The 26,032-nt window shown below is 60.8% G+C and carries 21 protein-coding genes and 4 tRNA genes; 17 read left to right on the forward strand and 8 right to left on the reverse strand.

Translation table 11 applies throughout. The features are described 5' to 3' along the window. Window positions 1-417 precede the first annotated feature (417 nt). The 6 genes from pqqA to AC19YY_RS21160 all read left to right on the forward strand — a co-directional run bounded on the left by pqqA (window position 418) and on the right by AC19YY_RS21160 (window position 8,413). Window positions 418-489, forward strand: coding sequence for a pyrroloquinoline quinone precursor peptide PqqA (gene pqqA / locus AC19YY_RS21135; RefSeq protein WP_003243383.1), 72 nt, complete (start codon window positions 418-420; stop codon window positions 487-489). A 103-nt stretch (window positions 490-592) separates the two neighbouring features. Next, the gene (ercA, locus tag AC19YY_RS21140) at window positions 593-1,756 is read left to right on the forward strand and encodes an alcohol dehydrogenase-like regulatory protein ErcA (protein WP_169954417.1); all 1,164 of its coding nucleotides are present in this window, start codon (window positions 593-595) and stop codon (window positions 1,754-1,756) included. Next, window positions 1,740-3,131: an ATP-binding response regulator gene (locus tag AC19YY_RS21145; RefSeq protein ID WP_169954416.1), complete on the forward strand. Its 1,392-nt coding sequence runs from the start codon at window positions 1,740-1,742 to the stop codon at window positions 3,129-3,131. The genes ercA and AC19YY_RS21145 overlap by 17 nt, the downstream gene beginning before the upstream one ends. 124 nt (window positions 3,132-3,255) lie before the next feature. Continuing rightward, window positions 3,256-4,734, forward strand: coding sequence for a DASS family sodium-coupled anion symporter (locus AC19YY_RS21150; protein ID WP_169954415.1), 1,479 nt, complete (start codon window positions 3,256-3,258; stop codon window positions 4,732-4,734). Between the two features lie 869 nt (window positions 4,735-5,603). Beyond that, window positions 5,604-7,265: an MFS transporter gene (locus AC19YY_RS21155; protein ID WP_500604809.1), complete on the forward strand. Its 1,662-nt coding sequence runs from the start codon at window positions 5,604-5,606 to the stop codon at window positions 7,263-7,265. Continuing rightward, complete coding sequence (locus AC19YY_RS21160; RefSeq protein ID WP_169954413.1) at window positions 7,262-8,413, forward strand: HlyD family secretion protein; 1,152 nt, start codon at window positions 7,262-7,264, stop codon at window positions 8,411-8,413. Before AC19YY_RS21155 ends, AC19YY_RS21160 begins: the two co-directional genes overlap by 4 nt. A gap of 43 nt (window positions 8,414-8,456) precedes the next feature. Here the strand turns inward: AC19YY_RS21160 and copD are convergent, their stop codons facing one another. Next, window positions 8,457-9,314, reverse strand: a complete 858-nt coding sequence (gene copD / locus AC19YY_RS21165; protein WP_500604810.1) for a copper homeostasis membrane protein CopD — start codon at window positions 9,312-9,314, stop codon at window positions 8,457-8,459. Between the two features lie 3 nt (window positions 9,315-9,317). Further along, a complete protein-coding gene (copC, locus tag AC19YY_RS21170) occupies window positions 9,318-9,683 on the reverse strand; it encodes a copper homeostasis periplasmic binding protein CopC (RefSeq protein ID WP_169954411.1) in 366 nt (121 codons plus the stop codon). Window positions 9,684-9,798: 115 nt separating this feature from the next. On the opposite strand from copC, the gene AC19YY_RS21175 reads away from it, so the two are divergent. Beyond that, window positions 9,799-10,419 (forward strand): TetR/AcrR family transcriptional regulator, encoded by a 621-nt coding sequence (locus AC19YY_RS21175; protein ID WP_029298440.1) that lies wholly within the window; start codon window positions 9,799-9,801, stop codon window positions 10,417-10,419. A gap of 111 nt (window positions 10,420-10,530) precedes the next feature. Here AC19YY_RS21175 and preA read toward each other — a convergent pair whose 3' ends face one another. From preA to hydA, 3 genes are all read right to left on the reverse strand, one after another. Then, entirely contained in the window at window positions 10,531-11,805 is a 1,275-nt protein-coding gene (gene preA, locus AC19YY_RS21180) for an NAD-dependent dihydropyrimidine dehydrogenase subunit PreA (RefSeq protein ID WP_169954410.1), read from the reverse strand. Further along, window positions 11,806-13,173 carry an NAD(P)-dependent oxidoreductase gene (locus AC19YY_RS21185; RefSeq protein ID WP_500604811.1) on the reverse strand — a complete coding sequence of 456 codons (1,368 nt, stop codon included), beginning with the start codon at window positions 13,171-13,173 and terminating at the stop codon, window positions 11,806-11,808. Window positions 13,174-13,320: 147 nt separating this feature from the next. Continuing rightward, complete coding sequence (gene hydA, locus AC19YY_RS21190) at window positions 13,321-14,760, reverse strand: dihydropyrimidinase (RefSeq protein ID WP_500604812.1); 1,440 nt, start codon at window positions 14,758-14,760, stop codon at window positions 13,321-13,323. A 602-nt stretch (window positions 14,761-15,362) separates the two neighbouring features. On the opposite strand from hydA, the gene AC19YY_RS21195 reads away from it, so the two are divergent. Continuing rightward, complete coding sequence (locus AC19YY_RS21195; RefSeq protein WP_500604813.1) at window positions 15,363-16,850, forward strand: NCS1 family nucleobase:cation symporter-1; 1,488 nt, start codon at window positions 15,363-15,365, stop codon at window positions 16,848-16,850. Window positions 16,851-17,005: 155 nt separating this feature from the next. Continuing rightward, window positions 17,006-18,286 (forward strand): Zn-dependent hydrolase, encoded by a 1,281-nt coding sequence (locus AC19YY_RS21200; RefSeq protein ID WP_169954406.1) that lies wholly within the window; start codon window positions 17,006-17,008, stop codon window positions 18,284-18,286. Window positions 18,287-18,324: 38 nt separating this feature from the next. Here AC19YY_RS21200 and AC19YY_RS21205 read toward each other — a convergent pair whose 3' ends face one another. Next, on the reverse strand, window positions 18,325-18,486 hold the full coding sequence (locus AC19YY_RS21205; protein ID WP_169954405.1) for a hypothetical protein: 162 nt from the start codon (window positions 18,484-18,486) through the stop codon (window positions 18,325-18,327). Between the two features lie 212 nt (window positions 18,487-18,698). On the opposite strand from AC19YY_RS21205, the gene AC19YY_RS21210 reads away from it, so the two are divergent. After that, window positions 18,699-19,385 carry a peptidase C39 family protein gene (locus AC19YY_RS21210; protein WP_500604858.1) on the forward strand — a complete coding sequence of 229 codons (687 nt, stop codon included), beginning with the start codon at window positions 18,699-18,701 and terminating at the stop codon, window positions 19,383-19,385. Between the two features lie 47 nt (window positions 19,386-19,432). Here AC19YY_RS21210 and pbpG read toward each other — a convergent pair whose 3' ends face one another. Beyond that, a complete protein-coding gene (pbpG, locus tag AC19YY_RS21215) occupies window positions 19,433-20,356 on the reverse strand; it encodes a D-alanyl-D-alanine endopeptidase (RefSeq protein ID WP_169954404.1) in 924 nt (307 codons plus the stop codon). Window positions 20,357-20,562: 206 nt separating this feature from the next. Further along, window positions 20,563-21,417, reverse strand: coding sequence for a bifunctional methylenetetrahydrofolate dehydrogenase/methenyltetrahydrofolate cyclohydrolase FolD (folD, locus tag AC19YY_RS21220; protein WP_169954403.1), 855 nt, complete (start codon window positions 21,415-21,417; stop codon window positions 20,563-20,565). Between the two features lie 280 nt (window positions 21,418-21,697). On the opposite strand from folD, the gene AC19YY_RS21225 reads away from it, so the two are divergent. The 7 genes from AC19YY_RS21225 (at window position 21,698) to clpX (ending at window position 26,014) form a co-directional block, all read left to right on the forward strand. Further along, a tRNA-Arg gene (locus AC19YY_RS21225) sits at window positions 21,698-21,774 on the forward strand. A gap of 32 nt (window positions 21,775-21,806) precedes the next feature. After that, window positions 21,807-21,882, forward strand: a tRNA-His gene (locus AC19YY_RS21230). Window positions 21,883-21,940: 58 nt separating this feature from the next. Beyond that, window positions 21,941-22,025 (forward strand) — tRNA-Leu (locus AC19YY_RS21235). Window positions 22,026-22,102: 77 nt separating this feature from the next. Continuing rightward, window positions 22,103-22,178: transfer RNA gene (locus AC19YY_RS21240), tRNA-His, on the forward strand. A gap of 401 nt (window positions 22,179-22,579) precedes the next feature. Beyond that, window positions 22,580-23,890 (forward strand): trigger factor, encoded by a 1,311-nt coding sequence (tig, locus tag AC19YY_RS21245; protein ID WP_500604814.1) that lies wholly within the window; start codon window positions 22,580-22,582, stop codon window positions 23,888-23,890. Between the two features lie 92 nt (window positions 23,891-23,982). Continuing rightward, the gene (gene clpP, locus AC19YY_RS21250; RefSeq protein ID WP_029298421.1) at window positions 23,983-24,618 is read left to right on the forward strand and encodes an ATP-dependent Clp endopeptidase proteolytic subunit ClpP; all 636 of its coding nucleotides are present in this window, start codon (window positions 23,983-23,985) and stop codon (window positions 24,616-24,618) included. Window positions 24,619-24,730: 112 nt separating this feature from the next. Continuing rightward, entirely contained in the window at window positions 24,731-26,014 is a 1,284-nt protein-coding gene (gene clpX / locus AC19YY_RS21255) for an ATP-dependent Clp protease ATP-binding subunit ClpX (protein ID WP_029298419.1), read from the forward strand. The last annotated feature ends 18 nt before the right edge of the window (window positions 26,015-26,032 follow it).

The raw sequence follows: 26,032 nt of genomic DNA on the forward strand, positions 1-26,032 counted from the left end.
TGGGCACCCCGGCATGGATGCCGGGGTAGCCGCGACACGGCCAGGGATGGCCGATCGCGGCGGGCCCACGGAGCAATGCCTGACTGCGGGCATGCCGAGCCTAGGCGAGGCACCGAGTGGTGGGGCAGGAGCCCTTTTGGTTACTTTTGGGGCTCTTTTCCAAAAGTGACCCGCCGTAAGGGCGGAACCCTAAGTGGCCGTGACCGCAGCAACGGATATGTACACAAACCTAAGAGCCACGAAAGAGATATGTAGTTACCCATGGCCATCGCAGGCAAGCCAACTCCCCAGTTTGATCGATGTCCATCCGAGACTAACGTCTGCGACCGGCTCGTTCGAAAGTAGCATTCGCCCGCCAGCCCACCCATGCATTAATGCCTATACCGGACTTTCCCGGCATAACAAGAGGAACGCCCCATGTGGACCAAACCCGCCTACACCGACCTGCGTATCGGCTTTGAAGTGACGATGTATTTCGCCAATCGCTGAAATTTCAACGGGGATGTGGGCCACCCATTGGTCTGATTGCATTCGCCAGCGGATGCGTTAGTGTGGCCCGTATCTTCCAAAAACAATAAAAACAGGCTTACCAATGAGCCAGAGTCTCAGCCAACTGCGTAAATTCGTTTCCCCAGAAATCATCTTCGGCGCCGGTTCCCGGCACAATGTCGGCAATTACGCCAAGACCTTTGGTGCGCGCAAGGTCCTGGTGGTCAGCGACCCCGGCGTAGTGGCTGCCGGTTGGGTCGCAGATGTGGAGGCCAGCCTGCAGGCCCTGGGTATCGAGTACTGCCTGTACACCGCCGTGTCACCCAACCCGCGTGTGGAAGAAGTGATGCAGGGCGCCGAGGTCTACCGCGAGCACCATTGCGATGTGATCGTCGCCGTCGGCGGCGGCAGCCCGATGGATTGCGGCAAGGCCATTGGCATTGTGGTTGCCCATGGGCGCAGCATCCTCGAGTTCGAAGGGGTGGACACCATCCGCGTGCCCAGCCCGCCGCTGATCCTGATCCCGACCACCGCCGGCACCTCCGCCGACGTGTCGCAGTTCGTGATCATTTCCAATCAGCAGGAACGCATGAAGTTTTCCATCGTCAGCAAGGCGGTGGTGCCGGATGTGTCGCTGATCGATCCGGAAACCACCGCCAGCATGGACCCGTTTCTCTCGGCCTGTACCGGGATCGACGCGCTGGTGCATGCCATCGAGGCCTTTGTGTCCACCGGCCACGGCCCGCTGACCGACCCCCATGCGCTGGAGGCTATGCGCCTGATCAATGGCAACCTGGTGCAGATGATCGCCAACCCCAGCGATATCGCCCTGCGCGAGAAAATCATGCTCGGCAGCATGCAGGCGGGCCTGGCGTTTTCCAATGCGATCCTGGGTGCGGTGCATGCCATGTCCCACAGCCTGGGCGGTTTTCTCGATTTGCCCCATGGCCTGTGCAACGCGGTGCTGGTCGAGCATGTGGTGGCGTTCAACTACAACTCGGCGCCGGAGCGTTTCAAGGTGATTGCCGAGACTTTTGGCATCGACTGCCGGGGGCTCAACCACCGGCAGATCTGCGGGCGGTTGGTGGAGCACCTGATTGCGCTCAAGCATGCCATTGGCTTCCATGAAACCCTGGGCCTGCACGGGGTGCGGGTGGCGGATATTCCGTTCTTGTCGCAACACGCCATGCACGACCCGTGCATCCTGACCAACCCGCGCGAGTCGAGCCAGCGTGACGTCGAGGTCGTCTATGGCGAAGCTCTCTGACGATCAACAGCGGGCCCTGGCCGGGCTGCTGGGGCTGGGTGATCATTCGGCACGCAAGAGCCACTACCCCGAGCTGACGGCGCGGTTGGATGAGCTGGAGGCCGAGCGCAAACGCTATATCCGCCTCAACGATGAGCTGGAGCAAAGGGTCGCGGCACGCACCGATGAACTGCTCGACGCCAACCACAACCTGCAACAGCAGATCGCCCGGCGCGAGCGCATCGAACAGGACCTGCGCGACGCCCGCGACGCTGCCCAGGCCGCCAACCGCAGCAAGGACAAATACCTCGCCGCCGCCAGCCACGACCTGCTGCAGCCGCTCAATGCCGCACGCTTGTTGATCTCCACCTTGCGCGAGCGAGAGCTGCCCAGCGTGGAAAAGGTCCTGGTGGAGCGTACGCACCAGGCGCTGGAAGGGGCGGAAGACCTGCTGGCGGACTTGCTGGATATTTCCCGCCTCGACCAGGCGGCGGTCAAGCCGGACATTGCCCTGTATCGCCTCGACGAACTGCTGGCGCCGCTGGTTTCGGAGTTCCAGTCGGTGGCGGCGGCGGCCGGGTTGAACCTGCGTGTGCACATGGGCCGCTATGCGCTGCGCACCGACCTGCGCCTGTTGACACGCATCCTGCGCAATTTCCTCAGCAATGCCTGCCGCTATACCGAGCAGGGTTGCATCCTGCTGGGGGCGCGGCGGCGCGGTGATCGCCTGCGCCTGGAGGTGTGGGACACCGGCCGTGGGATTGCCGCCGACAGCCTGGAGTCGATTTTCCTCGAGTTCAACCAACTGGACGTCGGCCGGGCGGCGGATCGCAAGGGCGTAGGCCTGGGCCTGGCGATTGTCGAGCGTATCGCGAAGATCCTCGGCTGCCAGGTGAGGGTGCGCTCATGGCCGGGGCGCGGCTCGATGTTCAGTATCGAGGTGCCGCTGTCCGAGGAAATACCGCTGCCCATCAGCCTCGCGCCACCCCAGGCCGGTGCTGGCAACCCATTGCCGGGGCGGCGCCTGCTGGTGCTGGATAACGAAACCAGCATCCTGGAGAGCATGCGCGCGTTGCTTGGGCAGTGGGGCTGCGAAGTGGTGACCGCCACTGATCAGGCGGGCGCGTTGGTGGCGTTGCAGGGTAGGGCGCCGGAGCTGATCCTGGCCGATTACCACCTCGATCATGGTGTGGTCGGCTGCGAGGTGGTCAAGCAGTTGCGCGAGCATTTCGACCGCAGGATCCCTGCGGTGATCATCACGGCCGACCGCACGGACCAGTGCCGGCGTTCGTTGCAGCGCCTGGAGGCGCCGTTGCTCAATAAACCGGTGAAGCCGGGCAAGCTGCGGGCGGTGTTGAGCCAGCTACTGGGTGCCGCGCCTGACACGACGGCCTGAATGTGGGAGCAGGCAAGCTGCTCCCACAGGCTTAAATCGCGTGTGCCTTGATACCTGTCAAAACCCGCCGCGACGCTTTGCCTCATGCTGCAGGCCTTGATTGTCATGGCCGACGGAGATTTCCATGAGTGCCCCCGCAACACCTGCTGTTTCTTTCAAGCTGCCCATGGGCCTGGTGATCGCCGTGCTGGTGATGATCGGCGTGCTGTTGTTGCCGTTGCCCGCCGATTTGCCGGTAGCCGGCCACCGGATGTTGGCGATCCTGGCGTTTGCCGTGGTGGTGTGGATCACCGAGGCGGTGTCCTACGAAGCCAGTGCGATCATGATCACCTCGTTGATGGCCTTTCTGCTGGGCACCGCGCCGTCCCTGCAGGACCCGACGCACCTGATCGGTTCCAGCCCCGCCATCAGCATGGCGCTTACCGGGTTTGCCAACCCGGCCCTGGCCCTGGTGGCCGGTGCGTTGTTTATCGCCGCCGCCATGACCCACACAGGCCTGGACCGGCGTATCGCCCTGGTCACCCTGACCCGGGTTGGCACCAGCACCCGCGGGATTCTGGTGGGGGCGATTGCGGTGACCATCCTGCTCAGCCTGGTAGTGCCCAGCGCCACGGCGCGCAGTGCTTGTGTAGTGCCGATCATGATGGGGGTGATCGCCGCGTTTGGCGTGGACAAACGCTCCAATATCGCCGCCGGGATCATGATCGTCGTCGCCCAGGGCACCAGCATCTGGAACGTCGGGATCCAGACCGCGGCGGCGCAGAACCTGTTGACCGTGGGCTTTATGGACAAGATGCTCGGCCAGCGCGTGTCGTGGATCGACTGGCTGATCGCCGGGGCGCCGTGGGCGTTGATCATGTCGGCGGTATTGCTGTTGCTGGTGCTCAAGTTGCTGCCTCCGGAAACCAACAGCATCCCCGGTGGCAAGGAGGCCGTGGCGCAATCTCTGGCCGATATCGGCCCGATGACCGGGCCGCAGAAGCGCCTGCTGACGGTCTCGCTATTGCTGCTGCTGGCCTGGGCCACGGAAGGGCGCCTGCACAGCTTCGATACCACCTCCACCACCTACGCCGGCCTGGTGTTCCTGCTGCTGCCGGGGATTGGGGTGATGACCTGGAAAGACGTGCAGTCGCGCATCCCCTGGGGCACGGTGATTGTGTTTGGCGTGGGCATCAGCCTCGGTACGGCGCTGCTGACCACCCAGGCCGGGCAATGGCTGGGCGCGCAGGTGGTGGGGCATACCGGCCTGGATCAACTGGGTCCGCTGGGGGTGTTTGCGATCCTTGGGGCATTCCTGATTGTGATCCACCTGGGCTTTGCCAGCGCCACTGCGTTGACCTCGGCCTTGCTGCCGATCCTGATTGCGGTGCTGCAAACCCTGCCGGGGGACTTCAGCCGGCTGGGCATGACCATGTTGCTCGGGTTTGTGGTCAGCTATGGCTTTATCCTGCCGATCAATGCCCCGCAGAACATGGTGTGCCTGGGCACCGGCACCTTTACCGCGAGGCAGTTTGCCAAGGTGGGCTTGTTGGTGACCTTGATTGGCTACCTGTTGATGCTGGTGTTCGCCGCCACCTATTGGAGCTGGCTGGGCTGGATCTAAAAGCCCCAGTGTGAGCCCGCTCCCAAAGGGGGGGCTGGGTTGGGCATATAGTTTGTGCCACATCGCAAATCAAATGTGGGAGCTGGCTTGCCTGCGATGGCGGTGTGTCAGCCACTGGAAATAGCGCCTGAACCGCCGCCATCGCGGGCAAGCCCGCTCCCACAGGGGGACTGGGCTGGGCATATAGTTTGTGTCACATCGCAAATCAAATGTGGGAGCTGGCTTGCCTGCGATGGCGGTGTGTCAGCCACTGGAAATATCGCCTGAACCGCCGCTATCGCGGGCAAGCCCGCTCCCACAGGAGGGCTGGGCTGGGCATATAGTTTGTGCCCCATCGCAAATCAAATGTGGGAGCTGGCTTGCCTGCGATGGCGGTGTGTCAGCCACTGGAAATATCGCCTGAACCGCCGCTATCGCGGGCAAGCCCGCTCCCACGGGGGGGGCTGGGCTGGGCATATAGTTTGTGCCACATCGCAAATCAAATGTGGGAGCTGGCTTGCCTGCGATGGCGGTGTGTCAGCCACTGGAAATAGCGCCTGAACCGCCGCTATCGCGGGCAAGCCCGCTCCCACAGTGGGGCTGGGCTGGGCATATAGTTTGTGCCACATCGCAAATTAAATGTGGGAGCTGGCTTGCCTGCGATGGCGGTGTGTCAGCCACTGGAAATAGCGCCTGAACCGCCGCCATCGCGGGCAAGCCCGCTCCCACAGGGGGACTGGGCTGGGCATATAGTTTGTGCCACATCGCAAATTAAATGTGGGAGCTGGCAAGCCAGCTCCCACAAAGATGACAAGATGAACCCCGCTCAGGTCTACTACGCTCTGAGTCATGGTTTTACCGGCCTCGTGCGTCGGTCATCAAGGTCACGAATGGATAAATACACCCCGCATACCTGGCAACCCCACGAGCGTCCGAGCTTGCCGGGGTCGCCGTCGACGCCCCATCACCCCACGCTCAAACGCTGGGCCTTTGCCCTGGTTGGCGTGCTGGTGGCAATCACCGGCGGCCTGGGCAATGCACTGGTGATCGCCAACCTGCCGTATCTGCAAGGGGCATTGGGCGCGACCACCGCCGAAATGGCCTGGCTGCCCGCGGCCTATGTGATGACCAACGTGTCGATGAACCTGCTGCTGGTGAAGTTCCGCCAGCAGTTCGGCTTGCGCGCGTTTACCGAAGTGTTCCTGGTGCTCTACGCCCTGGTCACCTTTGGCCATCTGTTCGTCAATGATCTCAGCTCGGCGATTGCCGTGCGTGCGGCCCACGGCATGGTGGGTGCGGCCCTCAGTTCCCTGGGTTTGTACTACATGGTCCAGGCGTTTCCCGCAAAGTGGCGGCTCAAGGCCCTGGTCTTGGGCCTGGGCACCGCGCAACTGGCCCTGCCGATGGCACGGCTGTTTTCCGAGGACTTGCTGCAAATTGCCGAGTGGCGCGGCCTCTACCTGTTTGAACTGGGCATGGCGCTGACCTGCCTGGGCTGTGTCTTCCTGCTCAAGTTGCCACCGGGCGACCGCTTCAAGACCTTTGAAAAGCTCGACTTCCTGACCTTCGCCTTGCTCGCCTCGGGGGTGGCGTTGCTCTGCGCGGCACTGTCCCTGGGGCGTATCGACTGGTGGCTGGAAGCGCCGTGGATTGGCGTCGCTTCTGCCTGTTCACTGGTGCTGATCATGGCCGGCCTGGCCATCGAACATAACCGCGCCAACCCGTTGCTGATGACCCGCTGGCTGGGCGGCGGGGTGATGATTCGCCTGGCCCTGGCGGTGATCCTGATCCGCATGGTGCTGTCCGAGCAGTCCACCGGCGCCGTCGGCTTTTTGCAGGCGCTGAACATGAGCAGCGAGCAGATGCGCACCTTGTACCTGGTGATGCTGCTGGGGGCGATCAGTGGCCTGGTGATCAGCGCGTTGACCATCAACCCGGCACACCTGCTGATGCCGCTGGTGATATCCCTGGCCCTGATGGCCACAGGTTCGGTGATGGACAGCTTCTCCAGCAACCTGACTCGCCCGCACAACATGTACCTGAGCCAGTTTTTGCTGGGGTTTGGCGGTACCTTCTTCCTTGGCCCGACCATGGTGCTGGGCATGCGCAATGTGCTGGCCAACCCGCGCAACCTCGTGAGTTTCTCGGTGTTGTTCGGTATTTGCCAGAACCTTGGAGGGCTGATGGGGGCGGCGTTGCTCGGCACCTTCCAGATCGTGCGGGAGAAGTTCCACTCCAGCATGATTGTCGAACACCTGACATTGTTGGACCCGCGCGTAGCCGCCCGGGTGCAGAGCGGTGGCTCGGCCTATGGCTCGGTGATTGCCGACCCGGAACTGCGCAACCTGATGGGCATTCGCAGCCTGGCCACGGCGGCCACCCGTGAAGCCAATGTCATGGCCTATAACGACGTGTTCATGCTGATCGCGATCATCGCGATCCTCACCATGTTGTGGATTTTTACCCGCAGCCTGTGGCTGATGAGCACCACCAAGAAAGCTGCCGCCAGCGCAGCGCCTTCCGTTCAACCTAGCGGCGCACTTCCTTCATGAGCGAACCTACGGCTACCACCACGACCACCAATGCCATTGCTTCCACCCCGGAGGGCACCACGCCGCCTGGTGCCACGGTCACCGAACAGCGTTCGTTGGGGGTGCGTGTCGTCTCGTCCCTGGGCTTTGCCGCGATTGCGATCGTCGGCGTGTTGATCGTGTTGTACGCCTGGCAATTGCCGCCTTTCAGCAGTGCCGTCGAAACCACCGAAAACGCCCTGGTGCGCGGCCAGGTAACGATCATCGGCCCGCAATTGAGCGGTTATGTGTTCGAGGTGCCGGTGCAGGATTTCCAGTACGTCAAGGCCGGGGATCTGCTGGTGCGCCTCGACGACCGCATCTACAAGCAGCGCCTGGACCAGGCCCAGGCGCAACTGGCGGTACAGCAGGCGTCCCTGGCCAACGTGGTGCAACAGCGCAACAGCGCCGAGGCGACCATCAAGTTGCGCCAGGCGGCCCTGGCCGACAGCCAGGCTCAGGCGCGCAAAAGCACCGCCGACCTGCGCCGCAACGAAGAACTGATCAGCGACGGCTCGGTATCGCGCCGCGAACTGGACGTGACCCGCGCCGCCAACGCGCAGACCATCGCCGCCGTGGCCCAGGCCCAGGCCAGCCTGGAAATCGCCCGCCAGGATCTGCAGACGGTGATCGTCAATCGCGGCTCGCTGGAAGCCGCCGTCGCCAGCGCCGAGGCCGCCGTGGAGTTGGCGCGGATCGACCTGTCGAACACCCGTGTGCTCGCACCCAGGGACGGCCAGTTGGGGCAGATCGGCGTACGCCTGGGGGCCTACGTCAACTCCGGCGCGCAGTTGATGGCGCTGGTGCCGAACCAGCTGTGGGTGATCGCCAATATGAAAGAAACCCAGATGGACAACGTGCAGGTAGGCCAGCCGGTGACGTTCACCGTCGATGCCCTGAACCACCGCAAGTTCCACGGCACGGTGCAGCGTATCTCGCCGGCCACGGGAGCCGAGTTCAGCCTGTTGCAGGCCGATAACGCCACCGGCAACTTCGTCAAGATCGCGCAGCGGGTGCCGGTGCGGATCACGGTGGACCCGGATCAGGAACAAAGCGAACGCTTGCGGCCGGGGTTGTCGGTGGTGGTCAGTATCGACACGGCGGGGCGCTTGAAGAACAGCCCGCCCTGACCCCTGGCAGGAGCCGACTTGCCGGCTCCTGCAGAGGTTTTGTTTATGGGGTCATGAGCATCGGTGGCAGGGTGCCCAACAGCGAAACGGCCGCCACGGCCGCCGCGCCCAGCAGCCATTCCAGCAACACGCTGGCCTGCAATTGGCCCGGACGTTGCTGGCAACCCTTGATCCGTAGCCGGTTGAGCAATGCCAGGCCCAGCATGCCCGCCACCAGCAGCACCTTGATCAACAGGATCAAGGCAAACCCGCTGAACAGCGGGGTAGGCCACAATTGCCCGGTAAGCACGCGGACATTGATCAGCCCGCTGACCAGCAAACCCGCTACCAGCCCGTAACCGACACCACTGAAGCGCCGCAGGACCTCTTCCAGGTCGGTGCGCTGCGCTTGGCGCAGGATCAACACCAACAGCAGCAACCCACCGAGCCAGGCCCCGACGCAGAGCAGGTGTACCACCTGATTGAGGATCAGCAATTGGCCGTTCAGGCCACTGAGCATGGCGCCATGGCCCACCGGGGCCAGGGTTGCCAAAAGCAGTACCGTCAGTGGCAGGCGCAGGCGGCTCCAGGGCGTCAGCAAGCCCAGCACCAACAAGCCATTGAGCAGCAGGTGCGCGCTCCAGACCTGGCCGAAGAAGGTCTTGCCCAGCACCAATTGCACGGTGGCCAGGTCCAGCGCCAGCAGTTCCCTGCCGGCCATGCTGGCACTGATCAATAGCAACCACGCCACGCCGCTGCCCATGGCCAGCCAGGCCAGTAGCGTGGTGATGCGCGCCAATTGCCGATCCAGTGCCGGCTGGGGTTTGTTGCCCAGGAGCACGGGCCGGAACACACAAGCCCCGAACATCAGCAGCACCGCCAGAAAGTGCAGGAAACGGCACAGCACCAGCAGGGTTGCCATGGGTTATTGGCCGACCTTGAAGCTGTAGCTGCCTTCGCTCTTGTGGGTATCGACCGAGACCGCATGCCACTCCACCTTGTAAGTGCCGGCAGCCAACGGCGCGGCAGGGGTCACCACCAGGGTTTTCTTGTCGGCGTCCGGGGTTTCCAGGCCTTTGACCGCCACTTCGGTGCCGTCCTTGCTCAGGGAAACCTTGGTGAACGTGGCTTCGACACCTTCAGAGAACACCAGGCGCAGGTCGGCGGGCGCGGCGACGGTGCTGTCGGCCGCCGGCGTGGTGTTTTTCAGGTGGGCATGGGCAAAAGCCGCCGAAGCGCCCAGCAGCGAGGCCAGCAAGGTCACCGTGGTCAGGGTTTTCTTGATCAACATCGTGCACTACCTATCAATGGGAGGAGTGGGCAGTGTACGAAGTTTCCACTCGGGCTGTCGCCCCGATCTAGAGCGGATGGTAGTCTTCAAGGCATGTCGTTGTCAGGGAGCCCCTATGGGCAATCACAAGATCGGTATCCGTCGGGTCAACGTCGAAAAAATTCTGCTGGCGGCTGAGAAGGTCTTCGCCGAAAAGGGCTACGGCAGCACCGCCATGGCCGACATTGCCGAACAGGCGCAACTGCCGCGCTCCAACCTGCATTACTACTTCAGCACCAAGAGCGAGTTGTACAGCGCGGTGCTGTTCGACCTGCTGGAAGTGTGGAAGCAGGACGCCCTGTGTTTCGAGATGTTCGATGACCCGAGGGTGGTCCTCAGCAGCTACATCCGGGCGAAGATGCAGCATTCGCGCAGTCGCCCCTATGGCTCCAAAGTCTGGGCCAATGAAATCATCCACGGTGCGCCGACCCTCGGTGAAGCGTTGGATGCAAGTCTGTACGACTGGGCCAAGATGAAGGAAGCGAAAATCCGCCAGTGGGTGGAAGACAAACGCATCCTCGCGGTGGAGCCGTCGAGCCTGCTGTACATGATCTGGGCCTCGACCCAGCACTATGCCGACTTTGATCATCAGGTGATGATCCTCAACGACCATCAGGCGTTGTCGGATATGCAGTTCGAACGGGCGGTGCAGACGGTGACCAGTGTGATTTTGCGGGGGATTGGCTTGGAGCCCTGAGTTTGTGGTGCGGTTGAGGGCCTCATCGCAGGCAAGCCAGCTCCCACATTTTGATTGTGTGAACCCGATCAAATGTGGGAGCTGGCTTGCCTGCGATAGCGATTTAAAAGGCTACACCGCCTCTCGGTAGGGGTTGCGTGGGTCCTGCGTCCAATTCAAAAACGGCTTGCCGGTGTCCATCGGCACCATCTCGATGCAGTCCGCCACCGGGCAGGTGATCTGGCACAGGTTGCAGCCCACGCATTCGTCGTCGATCACTTGGTACACGTGGGTCCCATCGGCCTGCTTGAGGCTGGCAATGGCCTGGTGCGAGGTGTCTTCGCAGGCAATATGGCAACGCCCGCAGCCAATGCAGGCGGCCTGGTCAATTTTGGCGATGACCTGGTAGTTGATGTCCAGGTATTTCCAGTCCGTGGTGTTGCCCACGGCGCGCCCGGAGAAATCCTGCAGGCTGTTGTAGCCCTGGCTGTCCATCCACCGCGACAAGCCATCCTTCATCTCGTCGACAATGCGAAAGCCATGCAGCATCGCCGCCGTGCATACCTGCACCGCGCCGCAGCCCAGGGCAATGAACTCTGCGGCATCGCGCCAGTTGCCGATGCCGCCGATCCCGCAGATCGGCAAGCCCTGGGTCTGGGGGTCACGGGCAATTTCAGCGACCATGTTCAAGGCAATCGGCTTGACCGCCGAGCCGCAGTAGCCGCCGTGGGTACTCTGGGTGCCGACGATCGGCAGGGCGACCATGCGCTCCAGATCGACGCTGGTGATGGAGTTGATGGTGTTGATCAGCGATACCGCATCGGCGCCCCCGCGATACGCGGCACGGGCGGCCACGCGAATGTCCGTGATATTGGGTGTGAGCTTGACGATCACCGGCAGCGAACAATAGGTCTTGCACCAGCGTGTCACCTGCTCCACATACTCCGGCACCTGGCCCACGGCCGCGCCCATGCCCCGTTCCGGCATGCCGTGGGGGCAACCGAAGTTCAGCTCGATGCCGTCGCAACCGGTGGCCTCCACCAGCGGCAGGATGTTTTTCCATGACTCTTCGACGCACGGCACCATCAGCGACACGATCAGCGCGCGGTCCGGCCAGTCCTTTTTCACCTGGGTGATTTCCCGCAGGTTGATTTCCAGGGAGCGGTCGGTAATCAGCTCGATATTGTTGATACCCAACACTTCACGGTTGGCGCCAAAGTGCGCCGAATAACGGGACGAGACGTTGACCGCCGCCGGGTCTTCGCCCAGGGTCTTCCAGACCACACCCCCCCAGCCGGCCTCGAAGGCGCGCACCACGTTGTAGGCTTTGTCGGTGGGTGGTGCGGAGGCCAGCCAGAACGGGTTGGGGGCTTTGATACCGGCGAACACAATCGATAGATCGGCCATTTACGCAGCCTCCACATTGAGCATGAGTTGAGCGTGCATGGCCTCGGCGGCCAGCTTGCCGTGTTGCACGGCCTGGACGGTGAGGTCTTGCCCGAGGCTGACGCAATCGCCACCGGCATACACGCCGGGGATGCTGGTTTGCAGCTGCGCATCGACAAAGATCCGTTCGCCCTGGCGTTGCAGTTGCTGGGCCAGTGGGTCGTGCAAGGCCTGGTCGTCGAAGCCTTGGCCGATGGCCTTGAAGATCGCATCTGCCGCCAGCTCGAAAGTTTCGCCGGTGGGGTGCAGGCGGCCGTTTTCCAGGCGCGTGCGGGCAAAGCGCATGCCGCGTACCTGGCCCTGGTCGTCCAGCAGCACCGTGTCGGGTTGGGCCCAGGTCAGCAGGCGCACCTGGTTGGCCTTGGCGATATCTTGCTCATGGCCGGTGGCGCCCATGTCGGCAAGCCCACGGCGGTAGACCAGGTTGACATCGCGCGCGCCCAGGCGGGCCATTTGCACGGCCATGTCGATGGCGGTGTTGCCGGCACCCAGCACGATGCAGCGGTCGGCCAGGGGCAGTTGGCTGAGGTCGTCGGCCTGGCGCAGTTCGCGGATGTAATCGGTGGCGGCGAGCAGGCCGGGGGCGTCCTCATGGGGCAGACCCAGGTGTTTGCTGGCGGCCAGGCCCAGGCCGAGGAACACCGCGTCGAACTGCTGGTGCAGGTCGCTCAGGCTCAGGTTGTCACCCAGGCGCTGACCGTGGCGGATTTCGATGCCGCCGATCTGCAGGAGGAAATCCAGCTCCCTCTGGGCGAAGTCATCCACCAGTTTGTATTTGGCGATCCCGTATTCGTTGAGGCCACCGGCCTTTTCCCGGGCTTCGAAAATCACCACGTCATGCCCATGCAAGGCACTGCGATGGGCGCAGGACAAACCTGCCGGCCCGGCGCCGACCACCGCGATGCGCTTGCCGGTAGGGGCGGCGCGCTGGAACGGGTGTTGCTCGAAGTGCGCGTGGTCGATGGCATAGCGTTGCAACAGGCCGATCAGCACCGGGGCGCATTCTTCGCTGTGGTTGCGCACACAGGCCTGCTGGCAGAGGATTTCGGTCGGGCACACCCGGGCACAGCTGCCACCGAGGATGTTGGCCGAGAGAATCTTTTGCGCTGCGCCCTGGACGTTGTCGGTGTGGATGTTGCGGATGAAGGACGGAATGTCGATCTCGCTGGGGCACGCGTTGACGCACGGTGCGTCGTAGCAATACAGGCAGCGCGAGGCTTCGAGGTGCGCCTGGCGGGCGTTGAGGGGCGGTGCCAGGTCGGTGAAATGGCTGGCGAGGGTCGCCTTGTCTTCGTCGGGGTGGGGGAGGTGGTTCAGGGTCTGGATCACGGTAGTGTCCTCACGGTTTTTTTGCCTCTGGCGGGCATTGATTTTTTTGTTGTTTGCACTGGCCTCATCGCGGGCAAGCCCGCTCCCACATTTGAACTGTGTGAACCCGATCAAGTGTGGGAGCTGGCTTGCCTGCGATCGGCGATGTCAGCGTTTCACCGCGGCTGGCTTGGAATGCTCCGCACGCTTGCGCAACTGCTCGAACACCGCCGGATACGCCGGCCGCTCGACATAGCGCCCGGCACCGCGCTCGGCGCGCAGGTCGCCTTCGACCCAGACCAGCTTGCCCTGGCTGATGGTGTGGCTGGGCACGCCGCGTACGGTCTTGCCTTCGAAGATGTTGAAGTCCACCTGCTGATGGTGGGTCTTCGCCGAGATGGTTCGCGAGCCCTGGGGATCCCACAGCACCAGGTCGGCATCGGCGCCGACCCGGATCGCACCTTTGCGCGGGTAGAGGTTGAAGATCTTCGCCGTGTTGGTGGAGGTCAGCGCGACGAACTCCTGCATCGACAGTCGCCCGGTGTTGACCCCTTCGTCCCACAGCAGCGCCATACGGTCCTCGATGCCGGCGGTACCATTGGGAATCTTGCTGAAATCGTCACGCCCGGCGGCCTTTTGTTCGGCGCAGAAGCAGCAGTGGTCGGTGGCGGTGGTGTGCAGGTTGCCCGATTGCAGGCCGCGCCACAGCGCGTCTTGGTGCCCGCGTGGGCGGAAGGGCGGGCTCATCACGTAGCCCGCAGCGGTCTGCCAGTCGGGGTGCTGGTACACGCTGTCGTCCAGCAGCAGGTGCCCGGCCAGGACTTCGCCATAGACCGCCTGGCCCTTGGCGCGGGCGTAGGTGATTTCGTCGAGGGCTTCCTGGGTCGAGACGTGTACCAGGTACAGCGGCGTGCCGATGGTTTCGGCAATGCGGATCGCGCGGCTGGCGGCTTCGCCTTCCACTTGTGAGGGGCGCGACAGCGGATGGGCCTCGGGCCCGGTGATGCCCTGTGCCATCAGCTTGCGTTGCAGGTGATACACCAGCTCGCCGTTCTCCGCATGCACGGTGGGCACCGCGCCCAGTTCCAGGCAGCGCTCGAAGCTGGCGACCAGGGTGTCGTCGGCGGCCATGATCGCGTTCTTGTAGGCCATGAAGTGCTTGAAGCTGTTGATGCCGTGATGGCTCACCAGCTCGGCCATTTCCTCGCGCACCTGTTCGCTCCACCAGGTGATCGCCACATGAAACCCGTAGTCGGCCGCCGACTTCTCGGCCCAGCCACGCCACTGGTGAAAGGCTTCCAGCAACGACTGCTGTGGGTTGGGAATCACAAAATCGATGATCGACGTGGTCCCGCCCGCCAGGCCCGCTGCCGTACCGCTGAAAAAGTCCTCGCTGGCCACGGTGCCCATGAAGGGCAGTTGCATATGGGTATGGGGGTCGATACCGCCGGGCATCAGGTATTGGCCGCTGCCATCGAGTATCTCGGTGCCGGCGGGAATATCCAGATCAGTGCCAATAGCGCGGACTAGACCGTCTGCGCACAAGACATCGGCTTTATAACTTTCATCATGGGTAACAACGGTAGCGCCACGGATCAACAGAGACATGCCGAGTTCCTCAGAGGCTTGACCGGCTTATGCCAGTTCTAAGTGTTGTAGTGCTGCACACCGTGCAAGATTTATTCTTGTCAGTGGTGACAGGAATAGAAACTAGCCCGAGTTTTTCGAATGATCAAGATTATTTTTTATAAACATATATCCAGATTAAGTTGTTGAAATATATAGATAAAAATCTGAAATCACCAAAATGTAGCGTCCATTCACCATTTTGACGCACTTGACAGGTTCCCAATATGAGCAACATTTCCTATTGCAAATCAGACGCTTGAGAGTTGCCTCTTGACGGCGGGTAGTAATAAAAATAATTGTGTTGCACCAGATTGAGTCCTGATTGTTCGGACAACTTCTGCGTTATTTGGCCTGAGTAACGTTGAAAGTGCCGTGGGACTTTTCGGTAAATAAAATAAAGCTGATAAACATCAGCCAGTTATATAAGCGGTACGGATGGGGTGACGGCTTGCGGCACGGTAATTGAGTGCGCTGGCGGTTGGCCGGGTCCGTGATGTCATGTTGTCCATGCGGGACTACGGCCATCCAGCGTTGAGCGCCGGATGAGCAACAATAATTTTAAAAAAAACCGTGGAGCGGCCATGCAACAGAACAGATCGCAAGTCATAGAACGCGACGGCCTGTATGAACTCGACGCCGGCAGCGACGTCCTCGACAGTCCCCGCTACAACCACGACATGGCACCGACCAAGGTGCACGAACGAACCTGGAACAAGTGGCACATCACGGCGCTGTGGGTCGGCATGTCGATCTGCGTACCGACCTACACCCTGGGTGGGGTGCTTACCGCGTACTTCGGTTTGTCGGTGGGCGAGGCGCTGATGGCGATCCTGCTGGCCAATATCGTGGTGCTTATCCCCCTGACGCTCAACGCTTTTCCCGGGACCAAGTACGGCATTCCGTTCCCGGTGCTGTTGCGCTCATCCTTCGGCATCCTTGGTTCCAATGTGCCGTGCCTGATCCGTGCGCTGGTGGCGTGTGGCTGGTTCGGTATCCAGACGATGTTCGGCGGGCTGGCGATCCACTTGTTCCTCGGCTCGATTTTCGAGGGCTGGAAGAGCCTGGGCGGCACCGGCGAGGTGATCGGCTTCATGATCTTCTGGGTGCTGAACCTGTGGGTGGTGCTGCGTGGCGCCGAGTCGATCAAATGGCTGGAAACCCTGTCGGCGCCGCTGCTGGTGGCGGTGGGTATCGGCCTGCTGGTGTGGGCGTTGCCCAATGTGTCGCTCAGCGAGCTGATGGCGATCCCGCCCAAGCGGCCCGAAGGCGCGAGCCTGACGGGTTACTTCATGGCCGGGCTGACGGCGATGGTCGGGTTCTGGGCCACGTTGTCGTTGAATATTCCCGACTTCAGCCGCTATGCCAAAAGCCAGAAGGACCAGATCCTGGGGCAGATTTTTGGCCTGCCGCTGACCATGTTCCTGTTCGCCGCATTGGGCGTGATCATGACCGCCGCCTCGGTGAAGCTGGTGGGGGTCAGCGTCTCCGACCCGGTGACCCTGATCGGCCACATCCAGAGCCCGGTGTGGGTGGCGGTGGCGATGGCGTTGATCATCATTGCCACGCTGTCGACCAACACGGCGGCGAATATTGTCTCGCCCACCAATGACTTCCAGAACATCGCGCCCAAGCTGATCAACCGCACCACCGCCGTGGTGCTTACCGGCCTGGTGGGGCTGGCGTTGATGGCCCATGAACTGCTGAAAAAACTCGGCCTGATCGTGTCCGATGTCAGCCTGGAAACCGTGTATTCCAACTGGCTGCTGGGTTATTCGAGCCTGTTGGGGCCGATTGCCGGGATCATGGTGGTGGACTATTTCCTGATCCGCCGCCAGCAACTGGACCTGGCGGGGTTGTACCGCGATGACGTGTATCCGGCGTGGAATGTGGCGGGGTTTATCGCCTTTGGCGTGCCGGTGGTGCTGACCTTGCTGTCGCTGGGTAGCGATGCATTCAGTTGGTTCTACAGCTATGGCTGGTTCACCGGCTCGGCGTTGGGCGGGTTGTTGTATTACGGCCTGTGCGCCAAACGCAAAACCAGCCCGGTCGCTGCCAAGACATCCCTGTAAGCGATGTGGAATGCAATCAACTGTGGGAGCGGGCTTGCTCGCGAAGGCGGTGGGTCAGTGATGGATATATTGACTGATACACCGCCTTCGCGAGCAAGCCCGCTCCCACATCTGTACCGCGCCAATCATAAGAAATACTGCCCGAGGAGATCCCCATGAACGCTGCCATCGACGTTCTGCAATCGACCCATCAGCACATCAACCGCGACCGCCTGTGGCAGTCGTTGATGGACCTCGCCAAGCTTGGCGCTACCCCCAAGGGCGGTGTGTGTCGACTGGCCCTGACCGACCTGGATCGCCAGGCCCGCGATCTGTTTGTGCAATGGTGCGAGGATGCGGGTTGCACCGTGACCGTCGATGGTGTGGGCAATATCTTTGCTCGTCGCCCTGGGCGCAACCCGGCGCTGGCGCCGGTGATGACCGGCAGCCATATCGACACCCAGCCGACTGGCGGCAAGTTCGACGGCTGCTTCGGTGTATTGGCGGGAGTGGAGGTGTTGCGCACGCTCAATGACCTGCAGATCGAAACCGAGGCGCCGCTGGAGGTGGTGGTGTGGACCAACGAAGAAGGCTCGCGCTTCCCGCCATGCATGATGGGCTCCGGGGTGTTTGCCGAGAAATTCACCCTGGCAGACACCCTGGCCAAGACCGATGCCGAGGGCGTCACGGTGGGCGATGCGCTGAATGCGATTGGCTATGCGGGCACCCGGCCGGTCAGTGGGCACAAGGTAGGGGCTTATTTTGAAGCCCATATCGAGCAAGGCCCGATCCTTGAAGATGAGCGCAAAACCATCGGCGTGGTGCTGGGGGCGCTCGGCCAGAAATGGTTCGACCTGACCCTGCGTGGTGTCGAGGCCCACGCCGGGCCGACGCCGATGCACCTGCGCAAGGACGCCCTGGTCGGTGCTTCGGCAGTGGTGGCTGCGGTCAACGCCGCAGCCCTCGGCCATCAGCCCCATGCCTGTGGCACCGTGGGTTGCCTGCAAGCCTACCCGGGCTCGCGCAATGTGATCCCTGGCGAGGTGCGCATGACCCTGGACTTCCGCCACCTGGAGCCGGCACGCCTGGACTCGATGATTGCCCAGGTGCGCCAGGTGATCGACGACACCTGCGCCAAGCACGGCCTGACCTTCGAAATGGTGCCTACCGCCGACTTTCCACCGCTGTATTTCGACAAGGGGTGTGTCGATGCTGTACGTGAGGCGGCCAATGGCCTGGGGCTGTCGAACATGGATATCGTCAGCGGTGCCGGGCACGACGCGATCTTCGTTGCCGAATTGGGGCCGGCGGGGATGATATTCGTGCCGTGTGAGGGCGGGATCAGCCATAACGAGATCGAAAATGCGGCGCCGGATGACCTGGCGGCGGGGTGTGCGGTATTGCTGCGGGCAATGGTGGCGGCTTCGGCGGCCGTGGCCAACAAGCGGGTGGCCTGAACCTGTAGGAGCCGGCAAGCCGGCTCCTACATTATTTATCAGGCGTGATGGGCGACAGGCTTATGGGCCTTGGCGCGTGTCGCGGCCTTGGGCTGTGGATGATGATGCCGGCGGGTCACGCGCAATACCCCCCACAACATGGCGCCGGCGACGGCCAGCCAGCCAAGCACCAGCAGGAAAATCGTGGTTGTCAGGCTCATGAGTGCCTCCTTTTGCCCTGTGCAGGGCACACACTGTCTTTGCAATGGACAGTCTAGCTGCCTCCCGGTTGCGTGCTATTGACCAATGGTCGTGTCTGTCCAACTTGTTTGCTCTATCCCGGGCTTTTTACTACTGCCCAAGGCTATACCGGCGTTCAAGAGCGCCCTATGATCAACGCCCCAGCCCGCAGATGATCAAGAGAGTGAAGAAGTTGCGTTTACGGTCGAGTCTCAAAAAATCCTCGCTGGTGGCTGCCTGCGTCCTCGGATTGGCCGCGTGTGCCGGGCATCCCACCCCCTCGAAAATCCACGATCTGCCCGAACGTGTAGAGCTCAACGGTGTGCCGGCGTTTCGTGGCGACACCTACCAGGGTGGCCCAGCCGCCTTGGCCAGCATGCTGTCGCAACAAGGCATTGTGATTACACCGGGCTTGCTGGATAAGCCATTGCACCTGCCGGGTGGGGAAGCGGACCTTGAGCGCAATATGCAGATACTGGCGCGTGAGTACGGGATGCTGGTGTATCCGCTGGATGCCAAGCTAACCGCGCTGTTGGCGCAGGTGGCGGCGGGGTATCCGGTGATGGTGCGCATCACCGAGGGCTCGACACTCTGGGCTGAGCCGCGTTATGCGGTACTGGTGGGCTTTAACCAGCAGAACAGTACGGTATTGCTGCGAGTCGCAAGGGACCGGCGACGCCCGGTGGCGTTCAGCGACTTCGAGTCCGCCTGGAGCAGCGCCGGGCAGTGGGCGGTATTGGTCCAGCGCCCAAGCCAGTTGCCGGCCAATCTGGATGCGGGGCGGTGGCAGCAGGCCGCTAACGCAACCGCCCAGGCCGGCCAGGAGCAGGCGGCAGCCCAGGCACTCAAGGTATTGGCCGAAAGACCGAAGCAGCCATAAAGCAAACGGCGCCCGAGGGCGCCGTTTTTGTACCTGCCAATCGTGTATCAATGGGACTGGGCGACCCCGGTCTGGCGGGCCTTGAGATTCTTGTCGGCCTTGTATTGCAGGGCCACGTCCGGCACCGAGCCACTCTTGCCGGTTTCAATCCACTTGCGGATGCGGCTGGCATCGGCAAAGTGCGTGAACTTGCCGAAAGCATCGAGGATCACCAGCGATACCGGACGATTGCCCATGCTCGTCACCAGCACCAGGCAGTGGCCGGCCTGGTTGGTGAAGCCGGTCTTGGTCAGCTTGATATCCCAGTTGGCCCGGTTGACCAGGTGATCGGTATTGGAAAAGCCCAGGGTGTAGCTGGGCTTGCGGAACGACACGGTTTTTTCCTTGGTGGTGCTCAGTTGCGTGAGCAGCGGGTATTTGTGCGCGGCCTGCACCAGCTTGCTCAAGTCGCGGGCGGTGGACACGTTATGGATCGACAGGCCGGTGGGCTCGACATAGCGCGTGCTGTTCATGCCCAGGGCCTTGGCCTTGGCGTTCATCGCGGCAATAAATGCTGCATAACCGCCCGGATAGTGGTGGGCCAGGCTGGCAGCGGCACGGTTTTCCGAGGACATCAGGGTGATCAGCAACATCTCCTTGCGCGGCATCTCGCTGTTGAGCTTGACCCGTGAGAACACGCCTTTCATTTCCGGGGTGTCGCTGATGTTGATGGAGATGTACTCGTCCATGTTCTGCTTGGCGTCCAGCACCACCATGCCGGTCATCAATTTGGTGACGGAGGCAATCGGCACGACTACGTCGGGGTTGCTGGCGTAGATCACCTTGTTGGTTTGCAAATCCACCAGCATCGCGCTACCCGAAGCGATATGCAGCTGCGAGGTATCCCGTGGGGCCAGGGTGGTTTCACTGGCGTTGGCGACAGTGCCTGCGAATGCGAAGAACAGGCTGACGAGAGAGAGACGAATATTCACGCGGATGGACTCGCTAAAAGATAGAAAAATACCGGGTGCGACCGGCTTAATGAAAAATGACGTTACATATTATTAGTATGGGCCAGAAACTGTCGAATGTTCTTCTAATACCAGACGAAAGCTCTTAAAAACAAAGAAAAAACGACTTTTTTGCGGGCAATAAAAAACCCCGCCATAAGGCAGGGCTTCTTTAGTGCGGCGGGTTATTAGCTGTGCAGCGTTTCGGCCGCGTACAGGGTGTTTTCCAGAAGGCACGCACGGGTCATCGGGCCTACGCCACCCGGCACCGGAGTAATCCAGCCTGCACGGGGCAGGGCGGTTTCATACACCACGTCGCCCACCAGCTTGCCGTCTTCCTGGCGGTTGATGCCGACGTCGATCACGATGGCGCCTTCCTTGATCCACTCGCCCTTGACCAGGCCCGGCTTGCCGGCGGCGACCACTACCAGGTCGGCACGGCCGACGTGGCCTGCCAGGTCCTTGGTGAAGCGGTGGGTGACGGTCACGGTGCAGCCGGCCAGCAGAAGTTCCATGGCCATCGGGCGGCCAACAATGTTGGAAGCGCCAACGACTACCGCATCCAGCCCATACAGGTCCACGCCGGTGCTTTCCAGCAGGGTCATGATGCCTTTTGGCGTGCAGGGGCGTAGCAGGGGGATCCGCTGGGCCAGGCGACCGACGTTATAAGGATGGAAACCGTCGACGTCCTTGTCGGGGCGGATGCGCTCCAGCAGCAGGGAGGCATCCAGATGCTCCGGCAGCGGCAATTGCAGCAGGATGCCGTCGATGTTCGGATCGTCGTTGAGGCCGTCGATCAGGTCGGTCAGCGCCTGTTGGGTGGTGTCGGAAGGCAAGTCGTAGGCCTTGGAAACAAAGCCGACCTCTTCACAGTCTTTACGCTTGTGCGAGACATAAACCTGGGAGGCAGGATCGCTGCCGACCAGGATCACCGCGAGCCCCGGCGTGCGCAGGCCAAGCTTGCGACGTTCGGCGACACGTTTGGCGATCTGCTGGCGCAGGCTGGCGGCGATTGATTTGCCGTCGATAAGTTGTGCAGTCATTACGCGTGATTAACCATCGAGAGGGGGAGGAAAAGTGCGCGCATTCTCGCACGCCAGGACGTGAGGGCAAAGGCGCTTGGTCTGCAAATTCCCCTAACCCCTTAAATAAAATGAATTTTTTTCAAAAAAGATTTGACGGCCCCTGGGGGCGTCTATACTATTCGTCGCACTTGTCGGGCACAGCCTAGCACTGGTTAAGAAGGTCGAGCGCAATAGTGGTTTTATTGTGTGAGGCTGGAAGCATTTAGTTTGTAGTCCTCCAAGAGTACAGATTAATCAGGCGCCCGTAGCTCAGCTGGATAGAGCATCCGCCTTCTAAGCGGATGGTCGCAGGTTCGAGTCCTGCCGGGTGCGCCATTAGGCAGCTTTGGCACAAGTAGCGCAAGATGGTGGGCGTAGCTCAGTTGGTAGAGCACGGGATTGTGACTCCCGTTGTCGAGGGTTCGATCCCCTTCGTCCACCCCATATTTCAAAAGGCGCCAGATTTAACGGTCTGGCGCCTTTGTTTTAAAAGCTTCAAGCCGCGGATGTGGTGGAATTGGTAGACACACTGGATTTAGGTTCCAGCGCCGCGAGGCGTAAGAGTTCGAGTCTCTTCATCCGCACCAAATACAGCGTCACCCTTGCCATGGGCTGGGTTGGTGCTTAACAGAGAAGGCGATTGGCTTCTTTGTCACGCAATATGGTGGGCGTAGCTCAGTTGGTAGAGCACGGGATTGTGACTCCCGTTGTCGAGGGTTCGATCCCCTTCGTCCACCCCATATTCCGAAAGGCGCCAGATTTAACAGTCTGGCGCCTTTTTTGTTTTAGCGGTTTACGTATTCGGCGACTGCAGGTTCTGGGTCGCAGGGGTGGGCGTTTCGTCGTATTTTTGTTTCTCGATGATGCCGTTCTACCCGCCGGCCTTGTGCGCAAGGTTGGCAGCCAGGGAGATGGTTGGCAGCTTCTTCTATATATAGAAGGGTTGGTACAGAGCCCTGGCGTGATTGGCTGTATTTGTCACTGGGGCGAGGAGCATTCGTGCATTCGTACCTGTAAAATGCCTGCTGTTTTTTAACCCGTTTTCAGTAGGGTGACTTCTTGAGTTTGACCCACTAGAATGCATGCCCTTGATTCTTGGGTCGGAAACGGCCGGCTAACGTCTGTGCAACGAGGAATATCCATGCAAGTTTCTGTTGAAAATACTACTGCTATCGAGCGCCGCATGAGCATCACCGTGCCGGCAGAGCGCATCGAGACTGCGGTCAACAAGCGTCTGCAGCAGACTGCCCAGAAGGCCAAGATCGCTGGTTTCCGTCCAGGCAAAGTGCCGATGAGCGAAATCAAGCGCCGCTTTGGTGCTGACGCGCGTCAAGATGCCGTAGGTGACGTGATCCAGGCTTCCTTCTACGAAGCTGTTGTCGAGCAAAAGCTGAACCCGGCTGGTTCGCCTTCCATCGAGCCTAAGTCCTTGGAAGCTGGCAAGGACCTGGAATACGTTGCCGTATTCGAAGTGTTCCCAGAGTTCACCGTCGCTGGCTTCGAAGGTATCGAAATCGAGCGCCTGAGCGCCGAAGTGGCTGATGCCGACCTGGACAACATGCTGGAAATCCTGCGCAAGCAGAACACCCGTTTTGAGGTGGCCGATCGCGCTGCCCAGAACGAAGACCAGCTGAACATCGATTTCGTAGGCAAGGTTGACGGCGAAGTCTTCGCTGGCGGCTCGGCCAAAGGCACCCAGTTGGTACTGGGCTCCAATCGCATGATCCCGGGTTTTGAAGACGGTCTGGTTGGCGCTAAAGCCGGTGAAGAGCGTGTTCTGAACCTGACTTTCCCTGCTGACTACCAGAACCTGGACCTGGCTGGCAAAGCCGCCGAGTTCACCGTGACTGTCAACAGTGTTTCCGAGCCTAAGCTGCCAGAACTGAACGAAGAGTTCTTCGCCCAGTTCGGCATCAAGGAAACCGGTATCGAAGGTTTCCGCGCCGAAGTTCGCAAGAACATGGAGCGTGAGCTGCGCCAGGCCATCAAGTCCAAGGTCAAGAACCAGGTCATGGACGGTCTGCTGGTCGCCAACCCGATCGAAGTGCCTAAGGCTCTGCTGTCCAACGAAGTGGACCGCCTGCGCGTACAAGCTGTTCAGCAGTTTGGTGGCAACATCAAGCCTGACCAACTGCCGGCCGAGCTGTTCGAAGAGCAAGCCAAGCGCCGCGTCGTGCTGGGCCTGATCGTGGCTGAAGTGGTCAAGCAGTTCGACCTCAAGCCTGACGAAGACCGCGTTCGCGAAATGATCCAGGAAATGGCTTCGGCCTACCAGGAGCCTGAGCAGGTCGTGGCTTGGTACTACAAGAATGACCAGCAGTTGAACGAAGTCCGTTCGGTTGTGCTGGAAGAACAAGTTGTGGATACTGTTCTGCAGAAGGCTAAGGTGACCGACAAAGCGGTCTCTTACGAAGAAGCAGTCAAGCCGGCAGAAGCAGCACAAGCCGACTGATTGTCCAACTCGTTTGAAAATACACCCATAAGCCAGCCTCGCGCTGGCTTATGCGTATTCAAGACATGACTATTTGGGAGTAACTGCAGAGCATGTTCCGTAATTCGTATATTCAGCAGAACTCTGATATCCAGGCCGCAGGCGGCCTGGTCCCGATGGTTGTCGAGCAATCTGCTCGTGGCGAACGCGCCTACGACATCTACTCGCGCCTGCTCAAGGAGCGAGTGATCTTTCTGGTTGGTCCGGTAGAGGACTACATGGCCAACCTGATCTGTGCGCAGCTGCTGTTCCTTGAAGCGGAAAACCCGGACAAGGACATCCATCTCTACATCAACTCTCCAGGCGGTTCGGTGACGGCGGGCATGTCGATCTACGACACCATGCAGTTCATCAAGCCGAACGTATCCACCACGTGCATTGGCCAGGCCTGCAGCATGGGTGCATTCCTGCTGACCGCAGGTGCTGAAGGCAAGCGTTTCTGCCTGCCTAACTCGCGCGTGATGATTCACCAGCCACTGGGCGGTTTCCAGGGCCAGGCGTCGGACATCGAAATCCACGCCAAGGAAATCCTGTTTATCCGTGAGCGTCTCAATACGCTGATGGCCAAGCACAGCGGGCACACCCTGGAAGAAATCGAGCGCGATACCAACCGCGACAACTTCATGAGTGCCGAAGCCGCGCGTGAATACGGGCTGATCGACGCCGTGATCGACAAGCGCCCCGCTTAATATAAGCCGCTCAAAATAGGGCTGGTCGGCATGTCCGACCACCGGCGGGCTTGAAAAAGCCCGCATAAGCCTTCATCTTGTGTTGCAAGCCTATCGGATTTGGATCGAACGAATGACTGACACCCGCAACGGCGAGGACAACGGCAAGCTGCTCTATTGCTCCTTCTGTGGCAAAAGCCAGCATGAAGTGCGCAAATTGATTGCCGGCCCCTCGGTCTTTATCTGCGACGAGTGCGTCGACCTGTGCAATGACATCATCCGTGAGGAGGTGCAGGAGGCACAGGCCGAAAGCAGCGCGCATAAATTGCCTTCGCCTAAAGAAATCAGCGGCATCCTTGATCAGTACGTGATTGGTCAAGAGCGTGCAAAGAAGGTTCTGGCCGTAGCGGTGTACAACCACTACAAGCGCTTGAACCAGCGTGACAAGAAAGGTGACGAGGTCGAACTCGGCAAGAGCAACATCCTGCTGATCGGTCCTACAGGCTCGGGTAAAACCCTGCTTGCAGAAACCCTCGCTCGCCTGCTGAACGTTCCGTTCACCATCGCCGACGCCACCACCCTCACCGAGGCTGGCTACGTGGGTGAAGATGTCGAGAACATCATTCAGAAACTGCTGCAGAAGTGCGACTACGACGTAGAGAAGGCCCAGATGGGTATTGTCTATATCGATGAAATCGACAAGATTTCGCGCAAGTCCGACAACCCGTCGATCACCCGGGATGTTTCCGGTGAGGGCGTGCAGCAAGCCCTGCTGAAGTTGATTGAAGGCACGGTCGCTTCCGTACCGCCCCAAGGCGGCCGCAAGCACCCGCAGCAGGAATTCCTGCAGGTTGATACGCGTAACATCCTGTTTATCTGTGGCGGTGCGTTCTCCGGCCTGGAAAAGGTTATTCAAAACCGCTCCACCCGTGGCGGCATCGGTTTCAGTGCAGAAGTGCGCAGCAAGGAAGAAGGCAAGAAGGTGGGCGAGTCCCTGCGTGAAGTCGAGCCTGACGATCTGGTCAAGTTCGGTCTGATCCCGGAATTCGTTGGCCGTCTGCCGGTCCTGGCTACGCTGGACGAGTTGGACGAGGCTGCTCTGATTCAGATCCTCACCGAGCCGAAAAACGCCCTGACCAAGCAATACGCCAAGCTGTTCGAAATGGAAGGTGTAGACCTCGAGTTCCGTGCCGATGCGCTCAAATCGGTGGCCAAGCGGGCACTGGAGCGCAAAACTGGCGCACGTGGCCTGCGCTCGATTCTCGAAGGCGTACTGCTCGACACCATGTACGAAATCCCCTCGCAGTCCGAGGTGAGTAAAGTGGTGATCGACGAAAGCGTTATAGAAGGTAAGTCCAAGCCACTGTATATCTACGAAAACAGTGAGCCGGCTGCCAAGGCTGCGCCAGACGCGTAAGCGTTTCGCAGTTTCGGT

It is taken from the genome of Pseudomonas sp. MF09156, assembly GCF_059862305.1.